The following is a 25,203-nucleotide window of genomic DNA, read 5'->3' on the forward strand; positions in this document are numbered from 1 at the left end:
ATCTGGCGTTGACTTTTAGCACGCTGTTGAGTTCTCAAGGAACGGACGCTTCCTTCGGAAACCCTTCCAGGCTCCCTCCGGGCGCTTTCCCTTCGGTGTGTTCACTACTTTAGCCGATTCCCTCGCCGACTCATAATCGAGTCATCCGTTCGCAATTTCCGGCATGCCGAAATTCGCACCCGTTGTGGGGATCGATCGTAGGTAGTGGATGGCCGCTCCCGGGTCTGCCGAACGGCAGCTGCCCCGTTTCAGCGGCTCAGACTACATTACGCACTGGGACCCGCTGGGTCAAGTCTCGTCAAGACCGCCTCTTGCGCGGCGCGGGCGCCGTGGCAGACCTGCCTGCCTGGAACACTGATCCGCATGCCGGGCGAAGCCTGAGCCGGGTGAAACCGCGGTCGAGGCGCTGGTGCGGGAACTCGGGGAGGAGCTCCGGGTCCGTCCGGTCGAACCCCGGCTTCTGGCGGAGATCGAGGCTCTTGCCGCGCGGCTGCGGCGAGCGGGATGCCCAGCTCGCCCCGGCAGTGGAGGACCAGGTCATACCGCTGCTCAAGCGCAGCGGCCTGCTGGCCGTGCAGGAGCGCGACCGAGGGCCGGAGACTCATCACACTCCGGACGCACGGCGGCTCAGCTTCCCTCGGAAGGCTTGCCCCTCGGGCTGAGCCGGTACGCGGAGACCGTCGGATCGTCGGCCAGGTAGAAGCGGTGCTCCCAGTCGTGGGCCTTGCTCACGCCCACCCGGGGGCCGACCCGGACGAGCTCGGCGGGCACCGGACTGCCCTCCGACAGCACGACTGACGCACCTGCCAGCAAGTTCGTTCCGTTGTGCTCCGCCGTGATGCCGAGGGCCTGGCAGAAGTTGCCCGGCCCGCGTGCGAGACGTGGGCTCTCCACCTTCGCTCCCCGCCTCCGGCGTGCCAGGTCTTCCCCTTCGACGACCCGGCCCGCCCGCATGAGGACTGCCGAGGCGATGCCGTCCGTTCCGGTGACGATGTTGGCGCACCAGTGGAGGCCGTGGGACCGGTAGACGTAGAGATGGCCTGCGGGTCCGAACATGACGGCGTTGCGGGCTGTCCTGCCACGGTAGGCGTGGGAGGCGGGGTCGGCGGCACCGGAGTATGCCTCGGTTTCCGTGATGGCGATACGCACGGTTCCCTCGGGGGTCTCGTGCGTGAGGACGGAGCCGAGCAGCTTGCGGGCGATTTCTTCGGCGGGGTGAGCGAGATCCACGAAGTTCATACTGACAGCCGCCGCCTGACGCGGTTCGAAGCGGTTCGCGCTCGGTCGTCCAGGGCGGTCAGGAACCGGTCCGGTGGCTCGCGCGTATGTAGGGGGCGTACGGCCGTTTCGGCAACACAAGCAGTAGGGAGTGGAGATGGGCTTCAAGAGGCTGCTCGCCAGCATGGGTGCCGGCGGGGCTTCGGTGGAGACGGAACTCCTCGAGTCGAACGTCGTGCCCGGGGGTGTGGTCCAGGGCGAGGTGCGCGTACAAGGTGGTTCCGTCAGCCAGGAGATCCAGGGCCTCACGGTCGGACTGCGGGCGCGGGTCGAGGTGGAGGGCCACGACGACCAGGAGTTCAAGCAGAACATCGACTTCACGACGGAGCGCATCGGCGGCGCCTTCGAGGTGCAGGCCGGGGCCGTGCACACCGTGCCGTTCGGCCTCGAGATCCCGTGGGAGACGCCGGTCTCGACGATCGACGGTCAGGACCTGCGGGGCATGCACATCGGGGTGGTGACCGGGCTGGAGATCGCGCGTGCGCTGGACTCGGGGGATCTGGACCCGATCCACGTTCACCCGCTGCCCGCGCAGCGGGCGATCCTGGACGCGTTCATCCAGCTGGGGTTCCGGTTCAAGGCGGCGGACATGGAGCGCGGTCACATCAGGGGGACCCGTCAGCGGCTGCCGTTCTACCAGGAGATCGAGTTCCACTCGCCGTCGCAGTACCGGGGCCTCAACGAGGTGGAGCTGACGTTCGTCGCCGACGACCGGGAGATGGACGTCGTGATGGAGATGGACAAGAAGGACGGTCTGTTCAGCGAGGGCCATGACACGTACCGCTCCTTCACGGTGGGTCTCGACTCGTTCGCTTCCACGGACTGGGCGGCGTACTTGCACGGGTGGCTCGCCGAGGTCGGCGGCCGGCGCAACTGGCTGTGACGGCGGGTCTAGGCTCGGGGCGTACCCAGGGCCGTGACCGGTCAACGTGCTATTCGGAGGTTCGCAACGTGGCTGAAGGGCAGAGGGCGCCGCTTCCTCACGATTTCCATCCGGAGGTGCCGTCGTTCAGCGTGGCGAGTGACCACGTCGCTCCCGGCGCGGTCCTGAAGGACGCCCAGGTCTACGCGGCGGGCAACACGTCGCCCGGGCTGCGGTGGGAGGGTTTCCCGGCTGAAACGAAGAGTTTCGCCGTGACGTGCTTCGATCCGGACGCCCCCACCGGCAGCGGTTTCTGGCACTGGGTGGTGTTCGACATCCCCGCCTCCGTGACGGAGCTCCCGCCGGGCGCGGGCAGCGGTTCGTTCGAGGGCCTGCCCGCGGGCGCCGTCCAGGCGCGCAATGACTACGGGACGCGGGACTTCGGCGGTGCGGCGCCGCCGCCCGGTGATCCGGCGCACCGGTACGTGTTCACGGTGTACGCGGTGGACACGGAGAAGCTGGGTCCTGACAGTGACGCGTCGCCCGCGTTCGTCGGGTTCAATCTGCGGTTCCACACGCTGGGTCGTGGTCATCTGATCGGCGAGTACGGGGCTCCCGCGGAGAGCTGACCGTTTGCCCGTTGTTTGCCCTGCCCTGGTCTATCGGAGATCGGGGCAGGGCATTTTTATTGTGTTGTCCACCTCGGCGTGCCCGGCCAGAGTTGATCCGAGCCGAAGGGCCCGCCTCGGATGGCTGGGCCGGCGACACGGGAGGTGGGCGGGATGCGGGAGACGCTGGTGCTCAATGCGAGCTTCGAGCCCCTTTCGACGGTGACGCTGCACCGCGCGGTGGTGCTGGTGCTGCAGGACAAGGCCGTGGTGGAGCAGTCGCATCCGCTGCTTCGTGTGCGCGCGGCGGCGTTGGAGCTTCCGGTGCCGAGGGTGATCAGGCTGTGCCGGTATGTCAGGGTGCCGTTTCGAAGACAGGCGCCGTGGTCGCGCCGGGGTGTGCTGGTGCGGGACGGGCACCGGTGCGCGTACTGCGGCAGGCGCGCGTCGACGGTGGACCACGTGACGCCGAGGTCGCGCGGGGGCGCGGACAGCTGGCTGAACACCGTGGCGTCTTGTGCGGAGTGCAACCACCGCAAGGCGGACCGTACGCCTGAGCAAGCGGCGATGCCGCTGCTGCGGGCGCCGTTCACGCCGTCGCCCGCGGACGCGATGCTGTTGTCGCTGCGGTCCGGTGAGCGTTCCGAGCTGCCGGAGTGGCTGGCGGCGGGTGTGACGGCCGCGTAGGTCCGGGCGTCGTCCCGGGGGCATCGTCTCGGAGGCGTCGCCACCCCCCGGGACCTTCCGCTCTCTCAGCGCAGCAGGAGTTGCACGATGGCGGCCACGCCGACCACGAGGATGACGGCCCGGAGGGCTGTCGGCGGGAGGCGGCGGCCGATTTTCGCACCGAGTTGGCCGCCGATGGTGGAGCCCGCGGCGATGAGTGCGACGGCTGTCCAGTCGAAGTGCGCGGCGAAGAGGAAGAAGGCGGCCGCCACGGAGTTCACGACCGTGGAGATCACTGTCTTGACGGCGTTGAGCCGCTGCATGGTGTCGTCGAGCAGCATGCCCATCAGGGACAGGTACATGATGCCTTGAGCGGCGGTGAAGTAGCCGCCGTAGACGCTGGCGAGCAGGATGCCGGTGATGAGGGCGGGTCCTGCCTCGCGGCCCGCCGCCTCGGTGCCTCGCCGTGCTCTTTGGCGTCTGACGAGCTCGGCGATGCGGGGCTGGAGTACGACGAGGACGAGGGCGAGGCCGACGAGGACGGGTACGACCGTCTCGAAGGCGGTGGGTGGCAGGACGAGCAGCAGGATCGCGCCGGCGAGGCCGCCGATGAGGGCGACGGCGCAGAGGCGCAGCACGCGGCGGCGCTGGCCTGCCAGTTCGGCGCGGTAGCCGAGGGCGCCGCTGAGGGTGCCGGGCACGAGGCCGAGGGCGTTGGAGACGGTGGCGGTGACCGGGGGTACGCCGGTGGCGAGCAGGACGGGGAACGTGACGAGGGTTCCGGAGCCGACGACGGTGTTGATGGCGCCGGCCCAGACGCCTGCGAAGAGGACGGCCGCCATCTCCCAGATGCTCATGGCGTCTGATCGTGCCTGACATCCCGCGGGCGGTCGCACGCGGGGTGGCTGTCAGCCGAGCGCTTTGCCTTCCTGGTCGGGGCTGGTGCCCTGGCCGGGTACGTGTCCCTGGCCCTGGCCGGCGTTCTTGTCGCCGTTGTTGAAGCCGGGGACGCCGCCGCCGAGGTTGCCGAAGGCGCCGCTGAGGCCCTTGAGGGCGTCGCCGATCTCGCTGGGCACGATCCAGAGCTTGTTGGCGTCGCCTTCGGCGATCTTGGGGAGCATCTGGAGGTACTGGTAGGAGAGGAGCTTCTGGTCGGGGTCGCCCGCGTGGATGGATTCGAAGACGGTGCGGATGGCCTGTGCCTCGCCCTCGGCGCGCAGTGCTGCCGCCCTGGCCTCGCCCTCGGCGCGGAGGATGGCGGACTGCTTCTCGCCCTCGGCGGTGAGGATCTGTGACTGCCTGATGCCTTCGGCGGTGAGGATCGCGGCGCGCTTGTCGCGGTCGGCGCGCATCTGCTTCTCCATCGAGTCCTGGATGGAGGTGGGCGGTTCGATGGCCTTGAGCTCGACGCGGTTGACGCGGATGCCCCACTTGCCGGTGGCCTCGTCGAGGACGCCGCGGAGCGCTGCGTTGATCTCCTCGCGTGAGGTGAGGGTGCGTTCGAGGTCCATGCCGCCGATGATGTTGCGCAGGGTGGTGACGGTGAGCTGCTCGATCGCCTGGATGTAGCTGGCGACTTCGTACGTGGCGGCGCGCGCGTCGGTCACCTGGTAGTAGATGACGGTGTCGATGTTGACGACGAGGTTGTCCTGGGTGATGACGGGCTGCGGCGGGAAGGGGACGACCTGTTCGCGCAGGTCGATGCGGTTGCGGATCGAGTCGATGAACGGGACGACGATGTTGAGTCCCGCGTTGAGGGTGCGGGTGTAGCGGCCGAACCGTTCGACGATGGCCGCGCTGGCCTGGGGGATGACCTGGATCGTCTTGATCAGGGCGATGAAGACGAGCACCACCAGGATGATCAGGACGATGATGATGGCTGACATCGTGTTCCTCAGGCCCTTCGCCGACGGATGGTCCGATGATCGAGTTTCCCAGACGGGGAGTGCGCCCGGGGGGAGTTCGCGCGGGTTGGCCCGGTGGTGCCGGGCCGTCACATGACGACGGCGGTGGCGCCGTCGATCTCGACCACGTCGACCTCCTGCCCCGGCTCGTACGTCTGGGTCTTGTCGTAGGGGCGCGCGGACCAGGTCTCGCCGGCGAGCTTGATGCGGCCGCCGCCGCGGTCGACGCGTTGGAGGACGACGGCCTGGCGTCCTTTCAGGGCGTCGACGCCGGTGCGTGCTTCGGGCCGCTGTCTGCTGTGGCGGTTGGCGAGGGGCCGTACGACGGCGATGAGCGCGACGGAGACGGCGGCGAAGACGACGACCTGCGCGACGATCCCGCCGCCGAGGGCCGCCACGACGGCGCCCGCCACCGCGCCCGCGGACAGCATTCCGAACTCGGGCATGGCGGTGATCACGAGCGGTATGCCGAGCCCGACCGCCGCTACCAGCCACCACACCCACGCGTCGATATCCACGCGTTCATGGTAGGTCGGCGCCGACGTGTGGGGACAGGGGAACTTCAGGTCTGTTGACGTCGGATCAGCCGGCGCGGGCCTCGGCGGCCGGGGCCGCGGGGTTACTTGAGGGGCAGTCCGGTCGCGGTCCAGCGCTGGCCGTTGCGTTCCACGACGAGCGGGAGCCCGAAGCAGAGGGACAGGTTGCGGGAGGTCAGCTCGGTCTCCATGGGCCCGGCGGCGAGTACCTTGCCCTGGCGGATCATGAGGACGTGGGTGAAGCCGGGTGCGATCTCCTCGACGTGGTGCGTCACCATGATCATGGAGGGGGCGAGGGGGTCGCGGGCGAGGCGGCCGAGCCTGCGCACCAGGTCCTCGCGTCCGCCGAGGTCGAGTCCGGCGGCGGGCTCGTCGAGGAGCAGCAGTTCGGGGTCGGTCATCATGGCCCTGGCGATGAGGGTGCGCTTGCGCTCGCCCTCGGAGAGCGTGCCGAACCTGCGGTCGGTGTATTCGGTCATGCCGAGCCGGTCGAGGAAGGCGAGCGCGCGGTCCTTGTCGACCTCCTCGTAGTCCTCGTTCCACGTTGCCGTCATGCCGTAGGCGGCGGTCAGCACGGTCTGGAGAACGGTCTGGCGCTTGGGGAGCTTCTCCGACATGGCGACGCCCGCCACGCCGATGCGGGGGCGCAGGTCGAACACGTCGACCTTGCCGAGCCGGTCGCCGAGGATGCTCACGGTGCCGCGGGTCGGGAAGAGGTAGCTGGAGGCGACGTTGAGGAGGGTGGTCTTGCCGGCGCCGTTGGGGCCGAGGATGACCCAGCGCTCGCCCTCCTTGATCGACCAGGAGACCTCGTCCAGCAGAGCGCGTCCGTCGCGGACCACGGACACGTCCACCAGCTCCAGTACATCGCTCATGAGTGCGTTGTCTCCCCATTGCATTCGTCGTGGGCCCCAGGGCGCGCCTGCGGGCGCGGCTCCAGGGAAAACCTACGCCACCGGGCAGGTGATCCGGCTGTGAGGTCCGTTGCCTAGGCTGGGCGCATGCACTCGCAACCACGCTCAGGACGGCTGGCCTCGTGGGGGAACGCCCTGTTGGCCGGGCTCGTGTCGCCGGACGATGCCGCTCTTGCCGTCGTGGGCGGCGACGCGGTGCACAGGGTGGCGGGGCTGCCGGGCGAATCCGGCCAGGTCGGGCTGACTCTGGCGCTTGGCAGGCTGCGGGCGCTCGGGGTGAGCGGCTACCGGGTGGCGCTGCCCGCTCCAGGTCATCCGCTGGGGCTGAGCGGGCCGCCCGAGTTCAACGAGCGTGCTCTGGAGGCCGAGGAGGCGGTGGTCGCCGTGGGCGCCCCGTACGGCCTGGTGCCGGATGTCACGTCGGCGGGGCCCGAGGGCGACATGCATGTGGAGGTCGTCTGGCACTGCCTGCCGGTGCGGGAGGGCGTGCCGGCGGACGTGCCGTCGCTGGGTGAGGCGGAGCGTGAGCTCGCCGAGGCGCTGCGGGACGCGACGGAGGTGCTGTCGCGGCTCGACGTGGCGGCGTCGGGGCCCGCGGCGCAGGCGGCGCTGGACGCGTACCGGGCGCGGGCGTCGCACGACGCGTCGCTGCTGGCCCCGGGGTATCCGGCGCGGGCGGCGCGGGTGCTGGAGCTTGCGCGGCGGGTGGGTCTGATGGTGTCGCTGGCGTACGAGAGCGGTGACGGCGCCGCGGTGAGCGCGTCGGCGATGGCGGCACGGGTCTCGGCGCTGCGGCCGGTGGAGCGGGTGGCGCGGCGGGCGCAGGTGGCCTCGTACAACGCGTACGTGGAGGACCGGGAGCGCCGCTGAGCGGCGGTCCGCTGCGGCGCGGTGCCGCGCCGCGGCGGGCCGGCCTCGACATGCCGGACGGGTCCGGGCGCCCGGCGTGCCCGCGGTGCGGGCCTTGCGCGCCGGCCCGCCGGCGGCACCGCGGAGAATCGCTTCGGCGGTGGACACAGTGGCCGGCCTCGTCGGGCCCCGGCGCCCGGTTGTGTGACCGCGGGGGTCGGGCCTTGCGCGCCCGGCCTGCGGGGCGCTGCTCGGGCGGGGCCGAGCGTACGGGAGGTCGCCGACTCGACCATGGAGGCCCGCGGCCAGGCCGCCGTCCTGCCGGTGGCATCGCGGACGGGACGGCGGCGACGACGCCGTTCGGCGCCGCGGCGGATCGCTTCGGCGGGGCGGACACACTCACCGGCCACGTCGAACCCGGCACACCCAGGCACGCGGGCATGCGACCCCGAGGCCGGCGGCCAGGTCGGCGTCCTGTCCGGCGGCGTCGCGGATGAGGCGGCGACCGGCTGCCGCTGTCCGGCCCGGCCCGGCCCGGATCAGTCGGCGGGATCGTTCGACGCTGCCGAGGAACGCTTCGGCGGGTCGACGTGGTGGTCGGCGGCGCGCGGCGCGGCCGCGCCCCCGGGGCCGCGGCGGATGCCGGGCTGCCCGGGGGCGCGGACGAGGGTCCGGTGCGCGGGGGCGCGGGTGCGTCAGAAGTTGACGCCGTGGTTGCCGAAGGCCGGGTTCAGCAGGCCGATCACGTTGACGGTGTTGCCGACCACGTTGACCGGGATGTCCACCGGCACCTGGACGACGTTGCCCGAGCCGACGCCCGGCGAGTGGACGGCCTGGCCGGCAGCCTGGGCGTGCGCGGGCGCGTGGGCCCCCGTCTCGCACGCGCTCGCGGCGCCCGCGCCCGCCGCCACGATGGAGCCGGCGATCATGGTGAGCGCGGCGGCCCTCTTCAGGTTCTGCATCTCGGGATTCCTCCTCGTACGAAGCCGCGGCGCTGCGCCGTGGCACGCAAGGAGAACGCCGGGCCGGTCATACGGATACGCCGAGTGGGTGACATACACCCGACGGTATGAATCTCGGATCAGCGGGTGACGTCGTGCCGGACCGCCCACAGCGCTGCCTGCGTGCGGTCCGCGAGGTCCAGCTTCATCAGGATGTTCGAGACGTGGGTCTTGACGGTCTTCTCCGACAGCACCAGGGCCCGTGCGATCTCCCTGTTGGAGCGGCCGTCGGCGATCAGCGCGAGCACCTCGCGCTCGCGTTCCGTCAGGGAGGTTCCCCTCCCCTGGCCGCTCCCCTGGTCCTCCTGCGCGAGCAGCGCCTGGGCGACCTCGGGCTGCAGCAGCACGTGGCCCGCGTGCACCGAGCGGATCGCGTCGGCCAGCGCCTCCGGGTCGATGTCCTTGTACACGTAGCCCGCGGCCCCCGCGCGCAGCGCGGGCACGACGGTGCGCTGCTCGGTGAAGCTCGTCACGATCAGCACCTTCGCCGGGTTCGCGAGCCCGCCCAGCTTCCGCAGCGCGTCGATGCCGTCGGTGCCCGGCATCTTGATGTCCATCAGCACCACGTCGGGCCGCAGCTCCTCCGTGCGTGCGACGCCCTCCGCGCCGTCGCCCGCCTCGCCGACGACCTCGATGTCGTCCTGGATCTCCAGGAACGTGCGCAGTCCGCGCCGTACGACCTGGTGATCGTCGACGAGCAGCACGCGGATCGGGTCAGCCACCGGGCACCTCCATGGTGATCGTGGTGCCCTCTCCGGGCGCCGATGTGACGGTGAGCCTGCCGCCGACGCCGCTCGCCCGGTCGCGCATGGACACGAGGCCGAGGTGGCGTCCTTCCCTTCGCACGGCGCGCGGCTCGAACCCCTTGCCGTCGTCCACGACGCGCAGGACGGCGCCGGGCCCGTTCCTGTCGAGTGCGACGTCCACGGTTCGGGCGCCGGAGTGGCGCAGCGCGTTGTGCAGGGCCTCCTGGGCGACCCGCAGCAGCGCCTCCTCCTGCGCGGCGGGCATCGCCTTCACGTCCTGTGAGTGGAAGGTGACGTGTGCGGCGTGCGCGCGGTCGAGCACCTTGGCCTGCGTGCGCAACGTGTTGAGCAGGCCGTCCTCGGCAAGCGCGGCAGGACGCAGCTCCACCACGGCGGCGCCGAGCTCGTCGGCCGCCTCCGCCGCGAGCGCGGCCACCTGCTGCAGCTCGCCCTTGGCGCGTGCCGGATCGCGGTCGACGAGCTTGGCCGCGGCCTGTGCGGTGAGCCGCAGCGAGAAGAGCTTCTGGCTGACCGCGTCGTGCAGCTCGTGCGCGAGGCGGGAGCGCTCCTCGGTGATGGTGAGTTCCCGGCTGCGCTCGTAGAGGCGTGCGTTGGTCAGGGCGATCGCGGCGTGCTGGGCGAGGATCGACAGCAGCTCCTCGTCCTCGGCGGTGAAGCCGCAGACCTTCTCGCCGTTCGCCGTGCGGTGCGGGCAGCGCTTGTTGGCGAGGAAGAGCGCGCCGAGCGTCTCGTCGCCGTCCTTGACGGGCAGGCCGAGGAAGTCGGACATGTCGGGGTGGGTGCGCGGCCAGCCGCCGAAGCGCGGGTCCTCGCGCACGTCGGCGAGGCGCTCCACCTTCTCGTCGTGGAGCATCGCCGCGAGGATGCCGTGCTGCCTCGGCAGGGGGCCGATGGCCTTCCACTGCTCCTCGCTCACCCCGTCGACGACGAACTGTGCGAAGCCGCCGTGGTCGTCGGGGACTCCGAGCGCCGCGTACTGCGCGTCGAGCAGCTCGCGGGCGGAGGCCACGATCGTCTTGAGGACGTCGCGCACCTCCAGGTGCCTGCTCATGGCGAGGAGCGCGGTGCTGACGGCGGCAAGGCCCGAGCCCGCGGATCCCGTGCTGGGAGTCATGTCCACACCGTACCGGCGGCGCACGGCCTTCCGTATCGGGCGCCGGGCCCAGCGTGCCGGGCCCTGCGGCCTAGGCCGAAATGCCTCGGGGTCCGGGACCCGCGGACCGAGGTGCGGGACGTCCGTCCCTTCTTACGGTGACGGCATCGGCGCGGGCCGCGGTGGCCCCGCGAACGACCATCAGGGAGTGGACGTCATGCCCGTCGCGGTGATCACAGGGGGTTCCAAGGGGCTCGGGCGCGCGCTCGCGGCCGGTCTGGCCGGGCGCGGCTGGGACCTCGTGCTGGGGGCGCGTACCGCGCCCGTGCTTCAGGAGTCGGCCGAGGCCGCCCGTGCCCGCGGGGCGCGGGTGACGGCGGTCACCGGGGACGTGGCCGACACGGCGCACCGGCGGGCGCTGGTGGCGGCGGCGTCGCGTCTCGGCGGGCTCGACCTGCTGGTGCACAACGCGAGCGCACTGGGAGCGCAGCCGCTGGTGGAGCTGGCGAGGCTGCCGCTCGACGGGTTCAGGTCGGCGCTGGAGACGAACGTCGTGGCGCCGCTCGGCCTGGTGCAGGAGGCGCTGCCGCTGCTGCGGGCGAGCCGCGAGGGCGCGGTGATCGCCGTCAGCTCGGACGCGGCGGCCGAGGCGTACGGGACGTGGGGCGGCTACGGGGCGTCCAAGGCCGCGCTCGACCACATGTCGGCGGTGCTCGCGGTCGAGGAGCCGGACCTCAGGGTCTGGTCGGTGGATCCGGGCGACATGGACACGGACCTGTACGCGGCGGCGGTGCCGGACGACACGGACCCGCGCCCCGACCCGGCCACGGTGGTGCCGGCGTTCCTCGCGCTGGTGGAACGGCGCCCCGCGAGCGGCCGCTACACGGCCTCGGCCCTGGTGGCGGCGCGATGAGCGTGCTGGAGGCACTGCGGGTGCCGGACGAGCTGTCCGCGCGGGTGCCGGCGGAGCAGCGCGGGCGCGGCAGGGACGACGTGCGGCTGCTGGTGTCCCGGGGCACGGACGTCTCGCACCACGTGTTCGCGGACCTGCCCGTGCTGCTGCGCGCCGGTGACGTCCTCGTCGTCAACACGTCGACGACGCTCGCGGCCGCCGTCGACGGCCGTCTGGGGGACGAGGCGGGCGGCGAGCCGGTCGTCGTGCACTTCTCGACGCGCGGCGACGACGGGCGCTGGGCGGTCGAGCTGCGTGCCCCGGCCGCCGGCGGAGTGACAGGGCCGCGTCCCGGCGGGCCTGCCGGGACGGTCGTACGGCTGCCCGGCGGGGCGCGGCTGCGCGTCGAGGAGCCGCTCGACCCCGCGGGCGCCCGCCTGTGGTGGGCGAGTGTGTGGCCGGGCGGGGCGCGGGACGTGCCGGGGCTGCTGCGCGGGTACGGGCGGCCGATCCGGTACGGGTACACGGAGCGCGACCAGCCGCTCGCCGCCTACCAGACGGTGTTCGGCGTGCCGGAGCCCGACGGGGCGGGCTCCGCGGAGATGCCGAGCGCGAGCCGCCCCTTCACGGCGGGCACGGTGGCGGCGCTGGTGCGGCGCGGGGTGCAGTTCGCGCCGCTCACGCTGCACACGGGCGTGGCGTCGGCGGAGTCGCACGAGCCGCCGTACCCGGAGCGCTTCGCGGTGCCGGGGACGACGGCGCGGCTGGTGAACGCGGCGCGGGCGGGCGGGGGCGCGGTGGTGGCCGTCGGGACCACGGCGGTCAGGGCGCTGGAGTCGGCGGCGGACGAGAGTGGCGCGGTGCGGGCGGCGGCCGGCTGGACGGACCTGGTGGTGACGGCGCGGCGCGGGGTGCGGGTGGTGGACGGCCTGCTGACCGGCCTGCACGAGCCGCAGGCCTCGCACCTGCTGATGCTGGAGGCGATCGCCGGGCGGGCGGCGCTGACCCGCGGCTACGACGAGGCGCTGGAGCACCGGTACCTGTGGCACGAGTTCGGGGACCTGCACCTGCTGCTGCGGGATTGAGCAACGGACATTTCGCTCACGCCATGCGTTGCGGCAGCAACACATCGTGAGACGGCGGGGGTCCGCGTGTGAGGCCGGGCATAGGGCGCAGATCACTTACGAAGGGGATTAGTCGACAAATCGACACAACATAAATAGAGGTCAAGTGGGTGAAGGGGCGCGATTCGGGCGCCCCTTTACGCGTTCCTCACTCCTATCGGGGGTCGTAGGTCACACCTTTGCCACAGCATTTTGCGGCCGCTAACAATTGCCGACGTCGCCGCCGAGCAGGCAGCTGGCCGCCCGGCCTCCGCGACTCCCCGACACCGAAGAGGTACGTCTCTATGTCCGCGTCACGCACCCCTGCCTTCCGTCGTCTCAACCTCTCCCGCAAGGCCACCATCGTCGCCACCATGGGCGCGATCGGCGCCGGTTCACTGGCGCTGGCCGTGGTCCCCGGGAACGACTCGGCAGCTGCTGCGTCTCCGGCCCACTCCACCGTGGCCTCCGCCCCGGCCGCGTGGACCGGAAGCGAGCAGGCAACGGCCCTGCACGCGAGCATCGCCAAGCAGCAGATAACCGCTCAGAGCGCCGCCAAGGCGCAGGCCGCGGCCTTCACGAAGGCCGCCAACAAGGCCAAGGACGAGAAGGCCGCCAAGGCGCACGCCGCCGCCGAGGCCAAGGCCAAGGCAGCCGCCAAGGCCAAGGCAGCCAAGGAAGCGAAGGCCGCCGCGAAGAAGGCCGCGGCCGCGAAGGCCGCCAAGGCGCACGAGGCCAAGGCCGCCGCCGGCAGGTCGGCCGCGCGCAAGCCCGTCTACGCCAACAACCTGAACGGCTGGATCCACGAGTCCCTGGCCATCATGAAGAAGCACCACATCCCGGGCTCGTACAACGGCATCTACCGCAACGTGATGCGCGAGTCCTCCGGCAACCCGAAGGCGATCAACCTCTGGGACATCAACGCCCAGAAGGGGATCCCGTCCAAGGGCCTGCTCCAGGTCATCCCGCCGACGTTCAAGACCTACCACGTCGCCGGAACGCCCGATAACATCTACAACCCGGTCTCCAACATCGTGGCCGCGTGCAACTACGCCGCGGACAAGTACGGCTCGATGGACAACGTCGACAGCGCCTACTGAGCCGTGAGCACGGGCGCCGCCCGCGCCCGGACGGACACACCGGTACGCCGGAGGCCGGCCCCCCGCGAGGGGGGCCGGCCTCCGGCGCTCGGCCGCTCCCGGCTACTTGCGCATGACCTCGGGCTCGTGCCGTCGCAGCAGCCGCGCGACGACGAAGACGCAGACCGCGGCAAGCAGCAGCTGCACGCCGACGTCGGTCGCCCACTGGGAGGCCGTGTGGGCCCACAGGGGGTCCAGGTCCGTCGGGTTGTCCTTGCCGAAGGGCGGCATCAGGTGCGACAGGTCGAGCGTCGTGCCCGCGGCCGCGACACCCCAGCGCGCAGGCATCAGCCAGGCGAACTCCTCCAGGCCGAGTGTCCCGTACACGCGGAAGAGGATGCCGGTGAAGACCACCTGCACGATGGCGAACATCACCAGCAGCGGCATGGTCTTCTCCGCCGTCTTCACCAGCGAGGAGATGACGAGGCCCACCATCATCGAGGTCAGGCCGAGCGAGATGATCGCGAGGCAGATCTCCACGGCCGGCGGCATGATCAGCCCCTGTGTCGGCATCGGACGGGTGGAGAAGCCGATGCCGCAGATGATGCCGCCCTGGACCGCGGTGATCAGCCCGAGGACGATCACCTTGGACATCAGGTAGGCGGATCGGGACAGGCCGGTGGCGCGCTCGCGCTCGTAGATGACCCGTTCCTTGATCAGCTCACGCACGGAGTTGGCCGCGCCCGAGAAGCACATGCCGACGGCGAGGATCAACGTGATCGTGCCCGCGTCGCTGTTGAACGCGTGGTGGCTGTCGGGTGCGCCGAGGCCGAAGTCGGCCGGGATGACGAGGCTCACGATGCCGAGCACGGCCGGCAGCACCACCATCAGCGCCATGAACCCGCGGTCGGAGGCGATCACCGACAGGTACCGGCGCATCAGGGTCATCAGCTGCGCGCCCCAGGTCTGCGGCTTCGGCGGCCTGGCTTGCCGCACCGACACCATGCTCGCGTCCTGCGGGGCCACCGCGTCGAGGTCGGCCGCGTAGAGCTGGTAGTGCTGCGACCCGCGCCACCGGCCCGCCCAGTCGTAGTCCCGGTAGTTCTCGAACGCGGAGAACACGTCGGCCCACGTGGTGTAGCCGAAGAAGTTGAGCGCCTCCCCGGGCGGCCCGAAGTAGGCGACGGCGCCGCCGGGAGCCATCACCAGCAGCTTGTCGCAGATCGCCAGCTCCGCCACCGAGTGGGTCACCACGAGGACCGTACGGCCGTCGTCGGCGAGCCCGCGCAGCAGCTGCATCACGTCGCGGTCCATGCCCGGGTCGAGCCCCGACGTCGGCTCGTCGAGGAAGATCAGCGACGGCTTGGTCAGCAGTTCGAGGGCGACGGAGACGCGCTTGCGCTGGCCGCCCGAGAGCGAGCTGACCTTCTTGTCCTTGTGGATGTCGAGCTTGAGCTCCCGCAGCACCTCGTCGATGCGGGCCGCGCGCTCGGCCTCCGCGGTGTCGCCGGGGAAGCGCAGCTTGGCCGCGTACTTGAGGGCCCTCTTGACGGACAGCTCCTTGTGCAGGATGTCTTCCTGCGGGACGAGCCCGATGCGCCGGCGCAACTCGGCGAACTGCTTGTAGAGGTTCCTGTTGTCGTACAGGACATCGCCCTGGTCGGCAGGACGGTAGCCGGTCAGGGCCTTCAGCAGCGTCGACTTGCCGGAGCCCGAAGGGCCGATGACGCCGACGAGCGACTTCTCCGGCACGCCGAAGGAGACGTCCTTGAGGATCTGCTTCCCGCCGTCCACGGTCACCGTCAGGTGACGCGCGGAGAACGACACCTCACCGGTGTCGACGAACTCCTCCAGACGGTCGCCGACGAGCCGGAACGCCGAGTGGCCGACGCCGACGACATCGCCCTGGCCGATCGAGACGGTGCCGGACTTCGGGATCCGCTCGCCGTTGACGTACGTGCCGTTGTGCGAGCCGAGGTCGTGGATCTCGAACCGGCCGTCGGGCGTGGCGGTGAATTCCGCGTGCAGCCGGGAGACCTGGAGGTCGGAGACGACGAGCTCGTTCTCCAGGGCACGGCCGATGCGCATCACCCGGCCGAGCGCCACCTGGTGGAAGGTGGTGGGATTGCGGTCGCCGGGCGCAGGCTGCCCGTCCTGCTGCCGGGGCACAGGCCCCCCGCCCTGCGGAGGCTGCTGCACGGGCATCTGCCGCTGTGCGACGGGCGCCTGGTACGCCGGCGCCTGTGCGGCGGGCGAAGGGTACGCGGACGCCTGTGCCGCGGACGCCGTCGCGACCGGCCGCGCGGCGGCGGTCAGGGTCAGCAGCGGCCCGTCGGTGGCATTGCCGAGGCGCAGTGCGCTGCCGGGGCCGACTTCCATCCGCTGGACGCGCCTGCCCTCCGCGTACGTCCCGTTGGTGCTGCCGTGGTCCTCGATCGCCCAACCGCGGCCGTCCCGGGCGACGGTGGCGTGCCGCCAGGAGACCCTCGCGTCGTCGACCACGAGGTCGCTCGCCGGATCCCGGCCGAGCGTGTACGACCTGGACGGGTCCAGCGTCCAGGACCTTCCGTTCAATTCCAGTACGAGTTCAGGCACTCCATGCCCCATGTGGTTCCCCCGAGGTACCCCGGCTCGCGGGAGCCGGGGACAGTGAACATCGGGGCGAACTATTTCAGGCCGCGGCCCATATCGGAAAGCCGGGTGCGTCCGGTGGGCGGAACGCCCGTCCCGGCCCAGCCCACCGCCCGATACGGTGGACGCACCATGAGCGCACCGGAGCCCACGCAGCCCCCGCCGACCAGCGAGTCGGCCGACGGCGTCCGCACACTTCTCGTCAAGATCTTCGGGAAGGACCGTCCCGGCATCACCGCGGGACTCTTCGACACACTGGCCGCCTACGCGGTCGACGTGATCGACATCGAGCAGGTCGTCACCCGCGGCCGCATCGTGCTGTGCGCGCTGATCACCGCGCCGGCGCAGGTGGGCACGAGCGAGGGCGCGCTGCGCGCGACGGTCCACAGCTGGGCCGAGTCCCTGCGGCTGGAGGCCGAGATCCTCTCCGGCACGGGCGACAACAGGCCGCGCGGCAGCGGGCGTTCCCACGTCACGGTGCTCGGCAACCCGCTGACGGCCCAGTCCACGGCGGCCATAGCGGCCAGCATCACCGGGACCGGCGGCAACATCGACCGCATCTTCCGGCTGGCCAAGCTCCCCGTGACGGCCGTGGAGTTCGCGGTGTCGGGCGTGGCGACGGATCCGCTGCGCACCGCGCTCGCCACCACTGCGGCCGACATCGGTGTGGACGTGGCGGTGGTGTCCGCGGGGCTCCAGCGACGGGCCCGGCGACTGGTGGTGATGGACGTGGACTCCACACTGATCCAGGACGAGGTGATCGAGCTGTTCGCCGCGCACGCGGGGTGCGAGGCCGAGGTCGCCGCGGTCACCGAGAGGGCCATGCGGGGCGAGCTCGATTTCGAGGAGTCCCTGCACGAGCGGGTCGCGCTGCTCGCCGGACTCGACGTGTCCGTCGTGGACAAGGTGCGGGCCGACGTGCGCCTCACCCCGGGCGCGCGCACCCTCATCCGCACCCTCAAACGGCTCGGCTACCAGGTGGGCGTGGTGTCGGGCGGCTTCACGCAGATCACGGACGCGCTGCGGGAAGAGCTCTGTCTCGACTTCGCCGCGGCGAACACGCTGGAGATCGAGAACGGCGTGCTCACCGGGCGCGTGGTCGGGGAGGTCGTGGACCGTGCCGGCAAGGCGCGCCTGCTGCGGACGTTCGCCGAGCAGGCCGGTGTGCCGCTGGCGCAGACAGTTGCGATCGGTGACGGTGCCAACGATCTCGACATGCTGAACGCCGCCGGCCTCGGCGTGGCCTTCAACGCGAAGCCGCTGGTACGGGCGGCGGCGCACGCCGCCGTCAACGTGCCGTTCCTCGACACGGTGCTGTACCTGCTGGGGATCAGCCGCGAGGAGGTCGAATCCGCGGACGAGTCCGACGACGGCCTGTGAACGAGGGTGGCGCCCCCGCCGGACCCGCGGGTGCGCCACCCGCCGTGTCAGTCGTGCGGCGCCCAGTAGTCCAGCAGGCGTCCCACCCCGTGTTCCACGGACTTCCAGCTGCCTTCGAACCCGACCACCGCGAACGCCGCCGTGGGGAATCCGCCCTGCGTCATGCGCGCCAGCGCGTCCCCTTCCGCGCTCGCCGCCAGCACGTCCGCCAGCGCGTGCATGCCGGGGTTGTGGCCGATCAGGAGCAGGTCCGCGACCTCGTCCTGGGTCTCGTTCACCAGCGCGAGCAGATCGCCGAGCGACGCCTCGTACAGCCTCTCCTCGTACACCGTCTTCGGGCGGTGCGGCAGCTCGTGCACGGCGAGCTTCCAGGTCTCCCGGGTGCGCGTCGCGGTGGAGCAGAGGGCGAGGTCGAAGCCGATGCCCGTGTCGGAGAGCCGGCGCCCGGACGTGGCAGCCTCCAAGCGGCCTCGCTCGGCCAGCGGCCGCTCGTGGTCGGACACCTGCGGCCAATCGGCCTTCGCATGCCGGAGTAGGACGATCCTGCGGGGTGTGTCGGCGCTCATGCAGTCCAGCTTCCCACGAAACGCGCACCCTGGCGCAGGGAGTTGATGTCCCGGCCAGGGCCCGGGCATCGCACGCCCTACGGGAGCAGCATCCGTATTTGCCACACCAGGCGCGCGAGCACGTCGCCCCCGCCCGCCGCGTGTGCCTGCGAAGGGTTGACCGCCACCATGAGCAGGGCGAAGAAGGCGACCGAAGGGAGCACCACGGCCCACCACGGCAGCCGCGCTCCCCGCCTGTCCGTGCTCTGAGGTACTCGGCAGTACGCCGACATGACCGCCTCCGTGGTCGTCCGTTCCGCGACGAATCCCGTCACGAAAGAACCTACGGACCGCGGGCCGCCGTTCCTATCCGGTGATCCACCCACTCGACCCTGACCCTTGCCCCCTAGGGGACAGGGGGGCCAGCACCACCATCGGAAGCCGGCAATCGGGCGATCCGGCGGGAGGTCGGAAGGCCAGGCGGTCAGGCGGTCAGGAGGTCAGGAGGTCAGGAGGCGAACGACGCGACGATGCCGATGATCACCAGGATGCCGAAGATGGCTCCGAAGACGGAGAGGAGCTTGCGCTGACTGTGCTGGGGGGAGGGGTCAAGTACGGGCATGGAATCAGTCTCCCACTCCGGCCTCGCGCTCGATCGTCCGGTCCCGTCCCGCGAACCAGCCCACCACCATCTGCGGCACCAGCAGCCCACCCATCAGCGCGAGAGGCCAGGTCCAGCCGCCGCTGTGCTGGTACAGGACGCCGACGAGCAGCGGTCCTGGGATCGAGATCAGGTAGCCGGTGCACTGCGCGAACGCCGACAGCCGCACGACGCCCTGACCGCTGCTCGACCGCATGCCGATCATGGTGAGCGCCAGGGGGAACGAGCAGTTGGACACCCCGAGCAGCACGGCCCACACCCAGGCCCCGCCCACAGGAGCCGCGTACAGCCCGCCGATGGCGACCAGGCCGCAGACGCACAGCACGACGACGATGGGCCCCTGGTGGCTGAGGCGGGTGGCCAGGCCGGGTATGACGAACGCCAGCGGCACGCCCATCACCATGATCACAGCGAGCAGCACGCCCGCGGTGCCCGCGGACACGCCCGCGTCCCTGAAGCGCTGGGACATCCAGCCCATGGTGATGTACGCCCCGGTGGCCTGGAGACCGAAGAAGACCGCGAGCGACCAGGCGGTGCGGCTGCGCAGCAGGCTCGGCAGGACGTCGCGCGCCGGCCCGGCGGACGCGCCGCCCGCCTCCTTGCCGGCCGCCTTTTCCCCGTACCCGCTGCGGTCCCGCACCAGCACCAGCCAGGGCACCAGCGCGACCGCCGCCAGCACGCCCCACGCCGCGAGACCGCTGCGCCAGCCGCCCAGTGCGTGGGCCAGCGGCACAGCGGCGGCGGCCGAGCCCGCGGTGCCGAGCGAGAGGGCCATCGAGTAGAGACCCGTCATGGTGCCGACGCGGTCGGGGAAGTACCGCTTGACGATCACCGGCATCAGCACGTTGCTCACGGCTATGCCGGCCAGCGCGAGGGCGCTCGCCAGCAGGAACGGCACCGTGCTCGGCACGAACGGCCTGATCAGCAGCCCGGCGGTGACGGCTGCGAGGCCCGCGCAGACGATCGCGCCCGGTCCGTAGCGCCGGGCGAGCCGGGGAGCGGCGAAGCCGAAGACGGCGAAGCACAGCGGGGGCACGGAGGTCAGGACGCCCGCGACGCTGCCGCTCATGTGGAGCCCGTCGCGCACCTCTTCGAGCAGCGCACCGAGGCTGCCGATCGCGGGGCGCAGGTTGAGGGCCGCGAGGAACATGCTGACCGCCACGAACGGCGCCACCCACGCTGCGCGTCGCGCCGCCTGATGGTCCCCCGGGCCACCGGCGGCAGGCACCGGGGCCGGATCGAGCGCTTCCGTGGTTTCGGTGCCGCGTGTCATGGCATGTGCGTCGTCAGACATGACACCATCATAGAATCATGGGATGATTGGTTGTCCATACGGTTGTCCGTGTTATCGCTGTTGTCCGTTTCGCGTATGAGACGAGGACCCATGCCGCTCTCCGCCCCCCGGCGTTCCGCGCTCTCCGACCAGGTGATCTCCCAGCTTCGCGGGCAGATCACCTCGGGCGAGTGGCCGGTCGGCTCCCGCATCCCCACGGAGCCGGAGCTGGCCGAGCAGTTCGGCGTCGCACGCAACACCGTCAGGGAGGCCGTCCGCGCGCTCGCGCACACCGGGCTGCTGGCGATCAGGCAGGGCTCCGGCACGTATGTCGCCGCGACGAGCGAGCTCGCCGGTGTGATGCACCGCAGATTCGCGGGGACCGATCCGCACCACGTGGCGGAGGCGCGCGCCACCCTGGAGTCGTCGGCTGCGAGGTTCGCGGCGCAGCGCCGCACGGAACGCGACCTGCGCCAGCTCGACGCGCTGCTCGGTCGGCGCGAGAGCGCGTGGGACGCGCGGGACAAGGAGGCGTTCGTCGCCGCCGACACGGCGCTGCACCTCGCAGTGGTGTCCGCGGCCCACAACGACGTGCTCACGGCGCTCTACGCCGACCTCGGGGACCTCCTGCGCCAGGCGCTGCGCGACCACGTCACAGGGCCGCTCGCCCAGCGGGAGCTGATGGACCACACCCCGCTGGTGGACGCGCTGCGGGCGCGGGACGCGGAGGCGGCAGCCGCCGAGGCGGCGGCCTACGCGCTCAACTGCCTGCCCCAGTACGCGCTGCCGGAGCACGCGCCGGCTCGTGGCTGACCACGGATGCGGGCGCCGGTCCGCGTACCGGCGCGGCGGCGTCACGAAGCCCGGCCGCCTCCTGCCCGCCCCCTGGCGGAAGGATCCGCCGGGGGCAGGTGCGCGGGGAGGTGCCGGGCTTTCGCGAGTCGCCGGTGCGGTCAGGCGCCCATCATGTGCACGCCGCCGTCGACGTGCACGATCTCGCCCGTCGTGCGGGGGAAGAAGTCCGAGAGCAGCGCGACGATGCCGCGGCCCGCGGGCTCCGGGTCGCTCAGCTCCCAGCCGATGGGGGCGCGGTCGTTCCAGACGTCCGCCAGCTCGCTGAAGCCCGGGATGGACTTGGCCGCCATGGAGCCGAGGGGGCCCGCGGAGATCAGGTTGCACCGGATGTTCTTCGCGCCGAGGTCACGGGCGACGTAGCGGCTCGTCGACTCGAGCGCGGCCTTGGCGACGCCCATCCAGTCGTACTTGGGCCACGCGACCTGGGCGTCGAAGGTGAGGCCGACGACCGAGCCGCCGCGGCGCTCCATGAGCGGCAGGCAGGCCATGGTCAGGGACTTCAGCGAGTACGCGGAGACGTGCACGGCCGTGGCGACGTCGTCCCACCCGGCCTCCAGGAAGTTGAAGACACCCTGCGGGCCGAACGCGATCGAGTGCACGACACCGTCGAGGCTCGCGTCCTCACCGAGGTGCTCGCGCACCCTGGCCTCCAGGCCGTCCAGGTGCTCCTGGTTGGTGACGTCCAGCTCGATGACGGGCGCGGGCTTGGGCAGCCGGCGGGAGATGCGCTCGACGAGGGAGAGGCGGCCGAAGCCGGTGAGGATGACCTCAGCCCCCTCCTCCTGGGCGATCTTGGCGGCCTGGAAGGCGATGGACGCCTCGGTGAGGACACCGGTCACGAGGATGCGCTTGCCGGCGAGGATTCCACTCATGTGATCAGTGACCCATGCCCAATCCGCCGTCAACGGGGATGACGGCTCCAGTGATGTACGAGGCGTCGTCGGACGCGAGGAAGCGCACGGTGGCGGCGATCTCCTCGGCGCGTCCGAAGCGCTTCAGCGGCACCTGCCCGAGTACGGACTCGCGCTGCTCGTCGCCGAGCACGGCGGTCATGTCGGATTCCACGAACCCGGGCGCCACGACGTTGAAGGTGATGTTGCGGGAGCCGAGCTCCCGCGAGAGGGAGCGCGCGAAGCCCACGAGGCCGGCCTTGGACGCGGCGTAGTTGGCCTGGCCCGGGTTGCCCATCAGGCCGACGACGGACGAGATCAGCACGACGCGGCCCCTCTTGGCACGCAGCATGCCGCGGTTGGCGCGCTTGACCACGCGGAAGGCGCCGGTGAGGTTGGTGTCGAGCACGGACGTGAAGTCCTCCTCGGACATCCGCATCAGGAGCTGGTCCTTGGTGATGCCGGCGTTGGCCACCAGCACCTCGACGGGGCCGTGCTTCTCCTCGATCTCCTTGTAGGCCTGCTCCACCTGCTCCGCGTCCGTGATGTCGCAGCGCACGGGCAGCACGCCCAGCGAGGTGAGCTCCTCGGGCGGCTCGCCCGAACGGCACGTGATGGCGACCTTGTCGCCACCGGCGGCAAAGGCGCGCGCGATGGCAGCCCCGATGCCTCGGTTTCCTCCGGTGACGAGAACCGAGCGGCTCAACGGTCCACCTTTCACTAGCGGTGCGGATACCCGGGAAATCTATCGGTTGGCGGGCCGCGACCGGGGATCGCCCCCCGACAGGGCCGGGAGACCCTCTCTGTCGGAAACCTACAGTTCCCGCCCGTTCGGCCACGGGCGCGCTGTCGGTGGCTCGTGGTTCACTGCCGGATGCACGATGTTGACTGCCGCATACACGATGCCGTGCCGGAACCGGGGAGTGGCCGCTGTGCGCCATGAGGTAGACCAGTCGTTCCTTGAACTGCCGCTGCGTTCGCTGGCGGACGCAGCGCTCGCCCGGGCGCGCTCGCTCGGGGCCGAACACGCCGATTTCCGCTTCGAGCGCGTGCGGTACGCGTCCTGGCGGCTGCGGGACGCGAGACCGTCGGGCTCGTCCGACACGACCGACCTGGGGTACGCGGTGCGGGTGGTGCACGGCGGGGCCTGGGGGTTCGCCTCGGGCGTCGACCTGTCGGCGGACGCGGCGGCGCGCGTGGCATCGCAGGCGGTGTCCATGGCGAGGCTGTCCGCGCGTGTCATCGCGGCCGCCGGTTCCGACGAGCGGGTCGAGCTCGCGGACGAGCCGGTGCACGCCGAGCGCACATGGGTCTCGTCGTACGAGATCGATCCCTTCGAGGTGCCCGCCGAGGAGAAGAGCGGGCTGCTCGCGGAGTGGTCGGCCCGGCTGCTGCGCGCGGACGGCGTCGCACATGTGGACGCGTCGCTGATGACGGTCCACGAGAACAAGTTCTACGCGGACACGGCGGGCACGGTCACGACCCAGCAGCGCGTCCGGCTGCACCCGGTGCTCACGGCCGTGGCCGTGGACGCCGAGAGCGGCGGGTTCGACTCGATGCGCACGCTCGCGCCTCCGGCGGGGCGCGGCTGGGAGTACCTGCGGGGCACCGGCTGGGACTGGGAGGGCGAGCTGGAGCGCATCCCCGGGCTGCTCGCGGAGAAGATGCGGGCGCCGAGCGTCCGGGCCGGCCGCTACGACCTGGTGGTCGACCCGTCCAACCTGTGGCTGACAATCCACGAGTCGGTCGGCCACGCCACGGAACTCGACCGCGCGCTCGGCTACGAGGCGGCGTACGCGGGCACGTCGTTCGCGACGTTCGACCGGCTGGGCTCGCTGGCGTACGGCTCGCCGGTGATGCAGGTGACGGGCGACAGGACGGCGGAGCACGGCCTGGCCACGATCGGGTACGACGACGAGGGCGTCGAGGCGCAGTCGTGGGACCTCGTCAGGGACGGCACGCTCGTCGGCTACCAGCTGGACCGCAGGATCGCCCGTCTGACGGGCTTCGAGCGGTCCAACGGCTGTGCGTACGCCGACTCCCCCGGCCACGTCCCGGTGCAGCGCATGGCGAACGTCTCGCTGCGCCCTGACGCCGCCGACGTGTCGACGCAGGACCTGATCGCCGGCGTGGAGGACGGCATCTACGTGGTGGGCGACCGGTCCTGGTCGATCGACATGCAGCGCTACAACTTCCAGTTCACCGGGCAGCGCTTCTACCGCATCGAGCACGGCAGGCTCGCGGCCCAGCTGCGCGACGTCGCCTACCAGGCCACGACGACCGACTTCTGGGGCTCCATGGAGGCGGTCGGCGGGCCTCGCACGTACGTGCTGGGTGGCGCCTTCAACTGCGGGAAGGCCCAGCCGGGCCAGGTCGCCTCCGTCTCGCACGGCTGCCCCTCCGCCCTGTTCAGGAACGTGAACATCCTCAACACGGCCGAGGAGGGCGGGCGTCCGTGACGGCAGCCCCCGTCGGCGCATCACCCCCGGCGCACCGCTCGTTCCCTATCATCGGAGATGTGCACTATTGGTCTCTTCGAGTTGCATTTCGGCACACGGGTCACTGAGGGCGACTTGGCCCCGTTAGTGCCCTTATGGAGCCACGCGATTACTGGGACCGCAACGCCGTGCTCGCCGAGGCGTTCTGCGCCTGCGACGAACAAGTACGCCAGGCGCAGGCCGTCCTGGACGAGCGGCAGGTCGAGCGCAGCCGGACGCTCGCCGCCTTCGCCATCACCGTCGGCGACGACGGGACGGTCGCGCACCTGATGGGCCTCGGCGAGCGCGAGGTGCGCCTCGCACGCCGGACGGTCGGCAAGACGGACGCGCGTGACGTGGCCCAGGAACTGCTCGCGCGCCCGCCGCAGCCGGCGAACCGGGACGGCGCCGAAGTGCCCGCCGCCACGGCGCCGCAGCAGCCGCAGGAGACGACCTCGCCGCTGGCGCTCGCCCTTGGCCAGGGCGCTACGGCACAGCAGCCCCAGGATCCTGCCCTGGAGCCGGAGGCACAGTCGCCCTCCCCCCTGCCGCACCAGCGCAGGGAGACGCTGCTTCCGACTCCCGCGTCACAAACGGCGCAGGGCGCCCACGAGTTCGACTCGGAGAACACCGTGTCGTGGTCGCCGAGCATGGACTCCGTCCTGGTGTGGAGCTGGAGATCCAACCTGGACCTGCACACCGTCGCCGCCGAACTCGGCCTCGACCTGAGGTCGCTGCTCCTGCGCACCCAGACGCTCGCCGAGGAGGGCAGGCTCGGCATGGAGCCGGAGGTCGTCCACGACAGCCACAGCCACGCGGCGGAGGACAACCAGCCGGGCAGGCACCGCAGGCACTACGCGGAGGGCTATGCGACGTTCGCCAACACCACGGCGTTCCCCGCCTATTCGTGATTCCGGTCCGGATTCCGGTCCGGCGGCC

26 protein-coding genes and 1 pseudogene are annotated in these 25,203 nt (G+C 71.4%); 12 read left to right on the forward strand and 15 right to left on the reverse strand.

The genetic code is table 11. From position 1 onward, the window contains the following. Window positions 1-385 precede the first annotated feature (385 nt). Window positions 386-700 (forward strand): annotated as a pseudogene (locus IH48_RS37670) (hypothetical protein); the annotation flags it as partial. Here IH48_RS37670 and IH48_RS0124820 read toward each other — a convergent pair. Next, complete coding sequence (locus tag IH48_RS0124820) at window positions 628-1,239, reverse strand: DNA-3-methyladenine glycosylase (protein WP_030908830.1); 612 nt, start codon at window positions 1,237-1,239, stop codon at window positions 628-630. The pseudogene IH48_RS37670 and the gene IH48_RS0124820 overlap by 73 nt on opposite strands. 136 nt (window positions 1,240-1,375) lie before the next feature. Between IH48_RS0124820 and IH48_RS0124825 the strand changes: the two genes are divergently transcribed. The 3 genes from IH48_RS0124825 (at window position 1,376) to IH48_RS0124835 (ending at window position 3,435) form a co-directional block, all read left to right on the forward strand. Further along, window positions 1,376-2,161 carry a sporulation protein gene (locus IH48_RS0124825; protein WP_030908834.1) on the forward strand — a complete coding sequence of 262 codons (786 nt, stop codon included), beginning with the start codon at window positions 1,376-1,378 and terminating at the stop codon, window positions 2,159-2,161. Window positions 2,162-2,229: 68 nt separating this feature from the next. Continuing rightward, window positions 2,230-2,769: a YbhB/YbcL family Raf kinase inhibitor-like protein gene (locus IH48_RS0124830; protein ID WP_030908837.1), complete on the forward strand. Its 540-nt coding sequence runs from the start codon at window positions 2,230-2,232 to the stop codon at window positions 2,767-2,769. A gap of 153 nt (window positions 2,770-2,922) precedes the next feature. Next, a complete protein-coding gene (locus tag IH48_RS0124835; RefSeq protein ID WP_030908840.1) occupies window positions 2,923-3,435 on the forward strand; it encodes an HNH endonuclease in 513 nt (170 codons plus the stop codon). A gap of 65 nt (window positions 3,436-3,500) precedes the next feature. Here IH48_RS0124835 and IH48_RS0124840 read toward each other — a convergent pair whose 3' ends face one another. The 4 genes from IH48_RS0124840 to IH48_RS0124855 all read right to left on the reverse strand — a co-directional run bounded on the left by IH48_RS0124840 (window position 3,501) and on the right by IH48_RS0124855 (window position 6,729). Continuing rightward, on the reverse strand, window positions 3,501-4,271 hold the full coding sequence (locus IH48_RS0124840; RefSeq protein WP_030908843.1) for a sulfite exporter TauE/SafE family protein: 771 nt from the start codon (window positions 4,269-4,271) through the stop codon (window positions 3,501-3,503). Between the two features lie 51 nt (window positions 4,272-4,322). Beyond that, window positions 4,323-5,300, reverse strand: coding sequence for an SPFH domain-containing protein (locus IH48_RS0124845; protein ID WP_051840540.1), 978 nt, complete (start codon window positions 5,298-5,300; stop codon window positions 4,323-4,325). Window positions 5,301-5,407: 107 nt separating this feature from the next. Beyond that, window positions 5,408-5,836, reverse strand: coding sequence for an NfeD family protein (locus IH48_RS0124850; protein WP_030908849.1), 429 nt, complete (start codon window positions 5,834-5,836; stop codon window positions 5,408-5,410). 101 nt (window positions 5,837-5,937) lie between these two features. Beyond that, window positions 5,938-6,729: an ABC transporter ATP-binding protein gene (locus tag IH48_RS0124855; protein ID WP_030908852.1), complete on the reverse strand. Its 792-nt coding sequence runs from the start codon at window positions 6,727-6,729 to the stop codon at window positions 5,938-5,940. Window positions 6,730-6,855: 126 nt separating this feature from the next. Here IH48_RS0124855 and IH48_RS0124860 point away from each other — a divergent pair, with 126 nt between their 5' ends. Next, entirely contained in the window at window positions 6,856-7,638 is a 783-nt protein-coding gene (locus IH48_RS0124860) for a hypothetical protein (protein ID WP_030908855.1), read from the forward strand. Between the two features lie 674 nt (window positions 7,639-8,312). On the opposite strand, the gene IH48_RS0124865 is transcribed toward IH48_RS0124860, so the two are convergent. The 3 genes from IH48_RS0124865 to IH48_RS0124875 all read right to left on the reverse strand — a co-directional run bounded on the left by IH48_RS0124865 (window position 8,313) and on the right by IH48_RS0124875 (window position 10,499). Beyond that, window positions 8,313-8,579 carry a chaplin gene (locus IH48_RS0124865; protein ID WP_030908858.1) on the reverse strand — a complete coding sequence of 89 codons (267 nt, stop codon included), beginning with the start codon at window positions 8,577-8,579 and terminating at the stop codon, window positions 8,313-8,315. 119 nt (window positions 8,580-8,698) lie between these two features. Next, a complete protein-coding gene (locus IH48_RS0124870) occupies window positions 8,699-9,340 on the reverse strand; it encodes a response regulator (protein WP_030908861.1) in 642 nt (213 codons plus the stop codon). Continuing rightward, on the reverse strand, window positions 9,333-10,499 hold the full coding sequence (locus IH48_RS0124875) for a GAF domain-containing sensor histidine kinase (protein ID WP_030908864.1): 1,167 nt from the start codon (window positions 10,497-10,499) through the stop codon (window positions 9,333-9,335). The genes IH48_RS0124870 and IH48_RS0124875 overlap by 8 nt, the downstream gene beginning before the upstream one ends. Before the next feature lie 196 nt (window positions 10,500-10,695). Between IH48_RS0124875 and IH48_RS0124880 the strand changes: the two genes are divergently transcribed. The 3 genes from IH48_RS0124880 (at window position 10,696) to IH48_RS0124890 (ending at window position 13,573) form a co-directional block, all read left to right on the forward strand. Then, the gene (locus tag IH48_RS0124880) at window positions 10,696-11,391 is read left to right on the forward strand and encodes an SDR family NAD(P)-dependent oxidoreductase (protein ID WP_030908867.1); all 696 of its coding nucleotides are present in this window, start codon (window positions 10,696-10,698) and stop codon (window positions 11,389-11,391) included. Then, the gene (locus IH48_RS0124885) at window positions 11,388-12,455 is read left to right on the forward strand and encodes an S-adenosylmethionine:tRNA ribosyltransferase-isomerase (protein WP_030908870.1); all 1,068 of its coding nucleotides are present in this window, start codon (window positions 11,388-11,390) and stop codon (window positions 12,453-12,455) included. The genes IH48_RS0124880 and IH48_RS0124885 overlap by 4 nt, the downstream gene beginning before the upstream one ends. 323 nt (window positions 12,456-12,778) lie before the next feature. Then, a complete protein-coding gene (locus IH48_RS0124890) occupies window positions 12,779-13,573 on the forward strand; it encodes a transglycosylase SLT domain-containing protein (RefSeq protein WP_030908874.1) in 795 nt (264 codons plus the stop codon). Between the two features lie 102 nt (window positions 13,574-13,675). Here IH48_RS0124890 and IH48_RS0124895 read toward each other — a convergent pair whose 3' ends face one another. Beyond that, a complete protein-coding gene (locus IH48_RS0124895) occupies window positions 13,676-16,159 on the reverse strand; it encodes an FHA domain-containing protein (protein WP_030908877.1) in 2,484 nt (827 codons plus the stop codon). Between the two features lie 156 nt (window positions 16,160-16,315). Between IH48_RS0124895 and serB the strand changes: the two genes are divergently transcribed. Beyond that, complete coding sequence (serB, locus tag IH48_RS0124900) at window positions 16,316-17,563, forward strand: phosphoserine phosphatase SerB (RefSeq protein ID WP_030908880.1); 1,248 nt, start codon at window positions 16,316-16,318, stop codon at window positions 17,561-17,563. 47 nt (window positions 17,564-17,610) lie between these two features. On the opposite strand, the gene IH48_RS0124905 is transcribed toward serB, so the two are convergent. From IH48_RS0124905 to IH48_RS0124920, 4 genes are all read right to left on the reverse strand, one after another. After that, complete coding sequence (locus tag IH48_RS0124905; protein WP_030908882.1) at window positions 17,611-18,129, reverse strand: SixA phosphatase family protein; 519 nt, start codon at window positions 18,127-18,129, stop codon at window positions 17,611-17,613. 77 nt (window positions 18,130-18,206) lie between these two features. Then, on the reverse strand, window positions 18,207-18,443 hold the full coding sequence (locus IH48_RS0124910) for a hypothetical protein (RefSeq protein ID WP_420705538.1): 237 nt from the start codon (window positions 18,441-18,443) through the stop codon (window positions 18,207-18,209). A gap of 173 nt (window positions 18,444-18,616) precedes the next feature. Beyond that, a complete protein-coding gene (locus IH48_RS37410) occupies window positions 18,617-18,730 on the reverse strand; it encodes an SGM_5486 family transporter-associated protein (RefSeq protein WP_267885330.1) in 114 nt (37 codons plus the stop codon). A gap of 4 nt (window positions 18,731-18,734) precedes the next feature. Next, complete coding sequence (locus IH48_RS0124920; RefSeq protein ID WP_234434382.1) at window positions 18,735-20,063, reverse strand: CynX/NimT family MFS transporter; 1,329 nt, start codon at window positions 20,061-20,063, stop codon at window positions 18,735-18,737. A gap of 90 nt (window positions 20,064-20,153) precedes the next feature. Between IH48_RS0124920 and IH48_RS0124925 the strand changes: the two genes are divergently transcribed. Further along, entirely contained in the window at window positions 20,154-20,855 is a 702-nt protein-coding gene (locus IH48_RS0124925) for a FadR/GntR family transcriptional regulator (RefSeq protein ID WP_030908891.1), read from the forward strand. Between the two features lie 140 nt (window positions 20,856-20,995). Here the strand turns inward: IH48_RS0124925 and fabI are convergent, their stop codons facing one another. Continuing rightward, window positions 20,996-21,769: an enoyl-ACP reductase FabI gene (gene fabI / locus IH48_RS0124930; protein ID WP_030908894.1), complete on the reverse strand. Its 774-nt coding sequence runs from the start codon at window positions 21,767-21,769 to the stop codon at window positions 20,996-20,998. 4 nt (window positions 21,770-21,773) lie between these two features. Beyond that, window positions 21,774-22,493, reverse strand: coding sequence for a 3-oxoacyl-[acyl-carrier-protein] reductase (gene fabG / locus IH48_RS0124935; RefSeq protein WP_030908897.1), 720 nt, complete (start codon window positions 22,491-22,493; stop codon window positions 21,774-21,776). 226 nt (window positions 22,494-22,719) lie between these two features. Here fabG and IH48_RS0124940 point away from each other — a divergent pair, with 226 nt between their 5' ends. Then, entirely contained in the window at window positions 22,720-24,246 is a 1,527-nt protein-coding gene (locus IH48_RS0124940) for a TldD/PmbA family protein (RefSeq protein ID WP_030908900.1), read from the forward strand. 134 nt (window positions 24,247-24,380) lie between these two features. Beyond that, window positions 24,381-25,175 carry a hypothetical protein gene (locus IH48_RS36355; protein ID WP_051840542.1) on the forward strand — a complete coding sequence of 265 codons (795 nt, stop codon included), beginning with the start codon at window positions 24,381-24,383 and terminating at the stop codon, window positions 25,173-25,175. Window positions 25,176-25,203 lie beyond the last annotated feature (28 nt).

The sequence above is a fragment of the Streptomyces sp. NRRL F-5126 genome (genome assembly GCF_000721265.1).
GTDB lineage: Bacteria > Actinomycetota > Actinomycetes > Streptomycetales > Streptomycetaceae > Streptomyces.

What these genes read in the sequence shown, in the direction of transcription:
- IH48_RS0124820 (WP_030908830.1), bottom strand. Translation starts at nt 1,239, where the DNA reads ATGAACTTCGTGGATCTCGCTCACCCCGCCGAAGAAATCGCCCGCAAG.
- IH48_RS0124825 (WP_030908834.1), top strand. Translation starts at nt 1,376, where the DNA reads ATGGGCTTCAAGAGGCTGCTCGCCAGCATGGGTGCCGGCGGGGCTTCG.
- IH48_RS0124835 (WP_030908840.1), top strand. Translation starts at nt 2,923, where the DNA reads ATGCGGGAGACGCTGGTGCTCAATGCGAGCTTCGAGCCCCTTTCGACG.
- IH48_RS0124840 (WP_030908843.1), bottom strand. Translation starts at nt 4,271, where the DNA reads ATGAGCATCTGGGAGATGGCGGCCGTCCTCTTCGCAGGCGTCTGGGCC.
- IH48_RS0124845 (WP_051840540.1), bottom strand. Translation starts at nt 5,300, where the DNA reads ATGTCAGCCATCATCATCGTCCTGATCATCCTGGTGGTGCTCGTCTTC.
- IH48_RS0124855 (WP_030908852.1), bottom strand. Translation starts at nt 6,729, where the DNA reads ATGAGCGATGTACTGGAGCTGGTGGACGTGTCCGTGGTCCGCGACGGA.
- IH48_RS0124860 (WP_030908855.1), top strand. Translation starts at nt 6,856, where the DNA reads ATGCACTCGCAACCACGCTCAGGACGGCTGGCCTCGTGGGGGAACGCC.
- IH48_RS0124865 (WP_030908858.1), bottom strand. Translation starts at nt 8,579, where the DNA reads ATGCAGAACCTGAAGAGGGCCGCCGCGCTCACCATGATCGCCGGCTCC.
- IH48_RS0124875 (WP_030908864.1), bottom strand. Translation starts at nt 10,499, where the DNA reads ATGACTCCCAGCACGGGATCCGCGGGCTCGGGCCTTGCCGCCGTCAGC.
- IH48_RS0124880 (WP_030908867.1), top strand. Translation starts at nt 10,696, where the DNA reads ATGCCCGTCGCGGTGATCACAGGGGGTTCCAAGGGGCTCGGGCGCGCG.
- IH48_RS0124885 (WP_030908870.1), top strand. Translation starts at nt 11,388, where the DNA reads ATGAGCGTGCTGGAGGCACTGCGGGTGCCGGACGAGCTGTCCGCGCGG.
- IH48_RS0124890 (WP_030908874.1), top strand. Translation starts at nt 12,779, where the DNA reads ATGTCCGCGTCACGCACCCCTGCCTTCCGTCGTCTCAACCTCTCCCGC.
- IH48_RS0124895 (WP_030908877.1), bottom strand. Translation starts at nt 16,159, where the DNA reads ATGGGGCATGGAGTGCCTGAACTCGTACTGGAATTGAACGGAAGGTCC.
- serB (WP_030908880.1), top strand. Translation starts at nt 16,316, where the DNA reads ATGAGCGCACCGGAGCCCACGCAGCCCCCGCCGACCAGCGAGTCGGCC.
- IH48_RS0124905 (WP_030908882.1), bottom strand. Translation starts at nt 18,129, where the DNA reads ATGAGCGCCGACACACCCCGCAGGATCGTCCTACTCCGGCATGCGAAG.
- IH48_RS37410 (WP_267885330.1), bottom strand. Translation starts at nt 18,730, where the DNA reads ATGCCCGTACTTGACCCCTCCCCCCAGCACAGTCAGCGCAAGCTCCTC.
- IH48_RS0124920 (WP_234434382.1), bottom strand. Translation starts at nt 20,063, where the DNA reads ATGTCTGACGACGCACATGCCATGACACGCGGCACCGAAACCACGGAA.
- IH48_RS0124925 (WP_030908891.1), top strand. Translation starts at nt 20,154, where the DNA reads ATGCCGCTCTCCGCCCCCCGGCGTTCCGCGCTCTCCGACCAGGTGATC.
- fabI (WP_030908894.1), bottom strand. Translation starts at nt 21,769, where the DNA reads ATGAGTGGAATCCTCGCCGGCAAGCGCATCCTCGTGACCGGTGTCCTC.
- IH48_RS36355 (WP_051840542.1), top strand. Translation starts at nt 24,381, where the DNA reads ATGGAGCCACGCGATTACTGGGACCGCAACGCCGTGCTCGCCGAGGCG.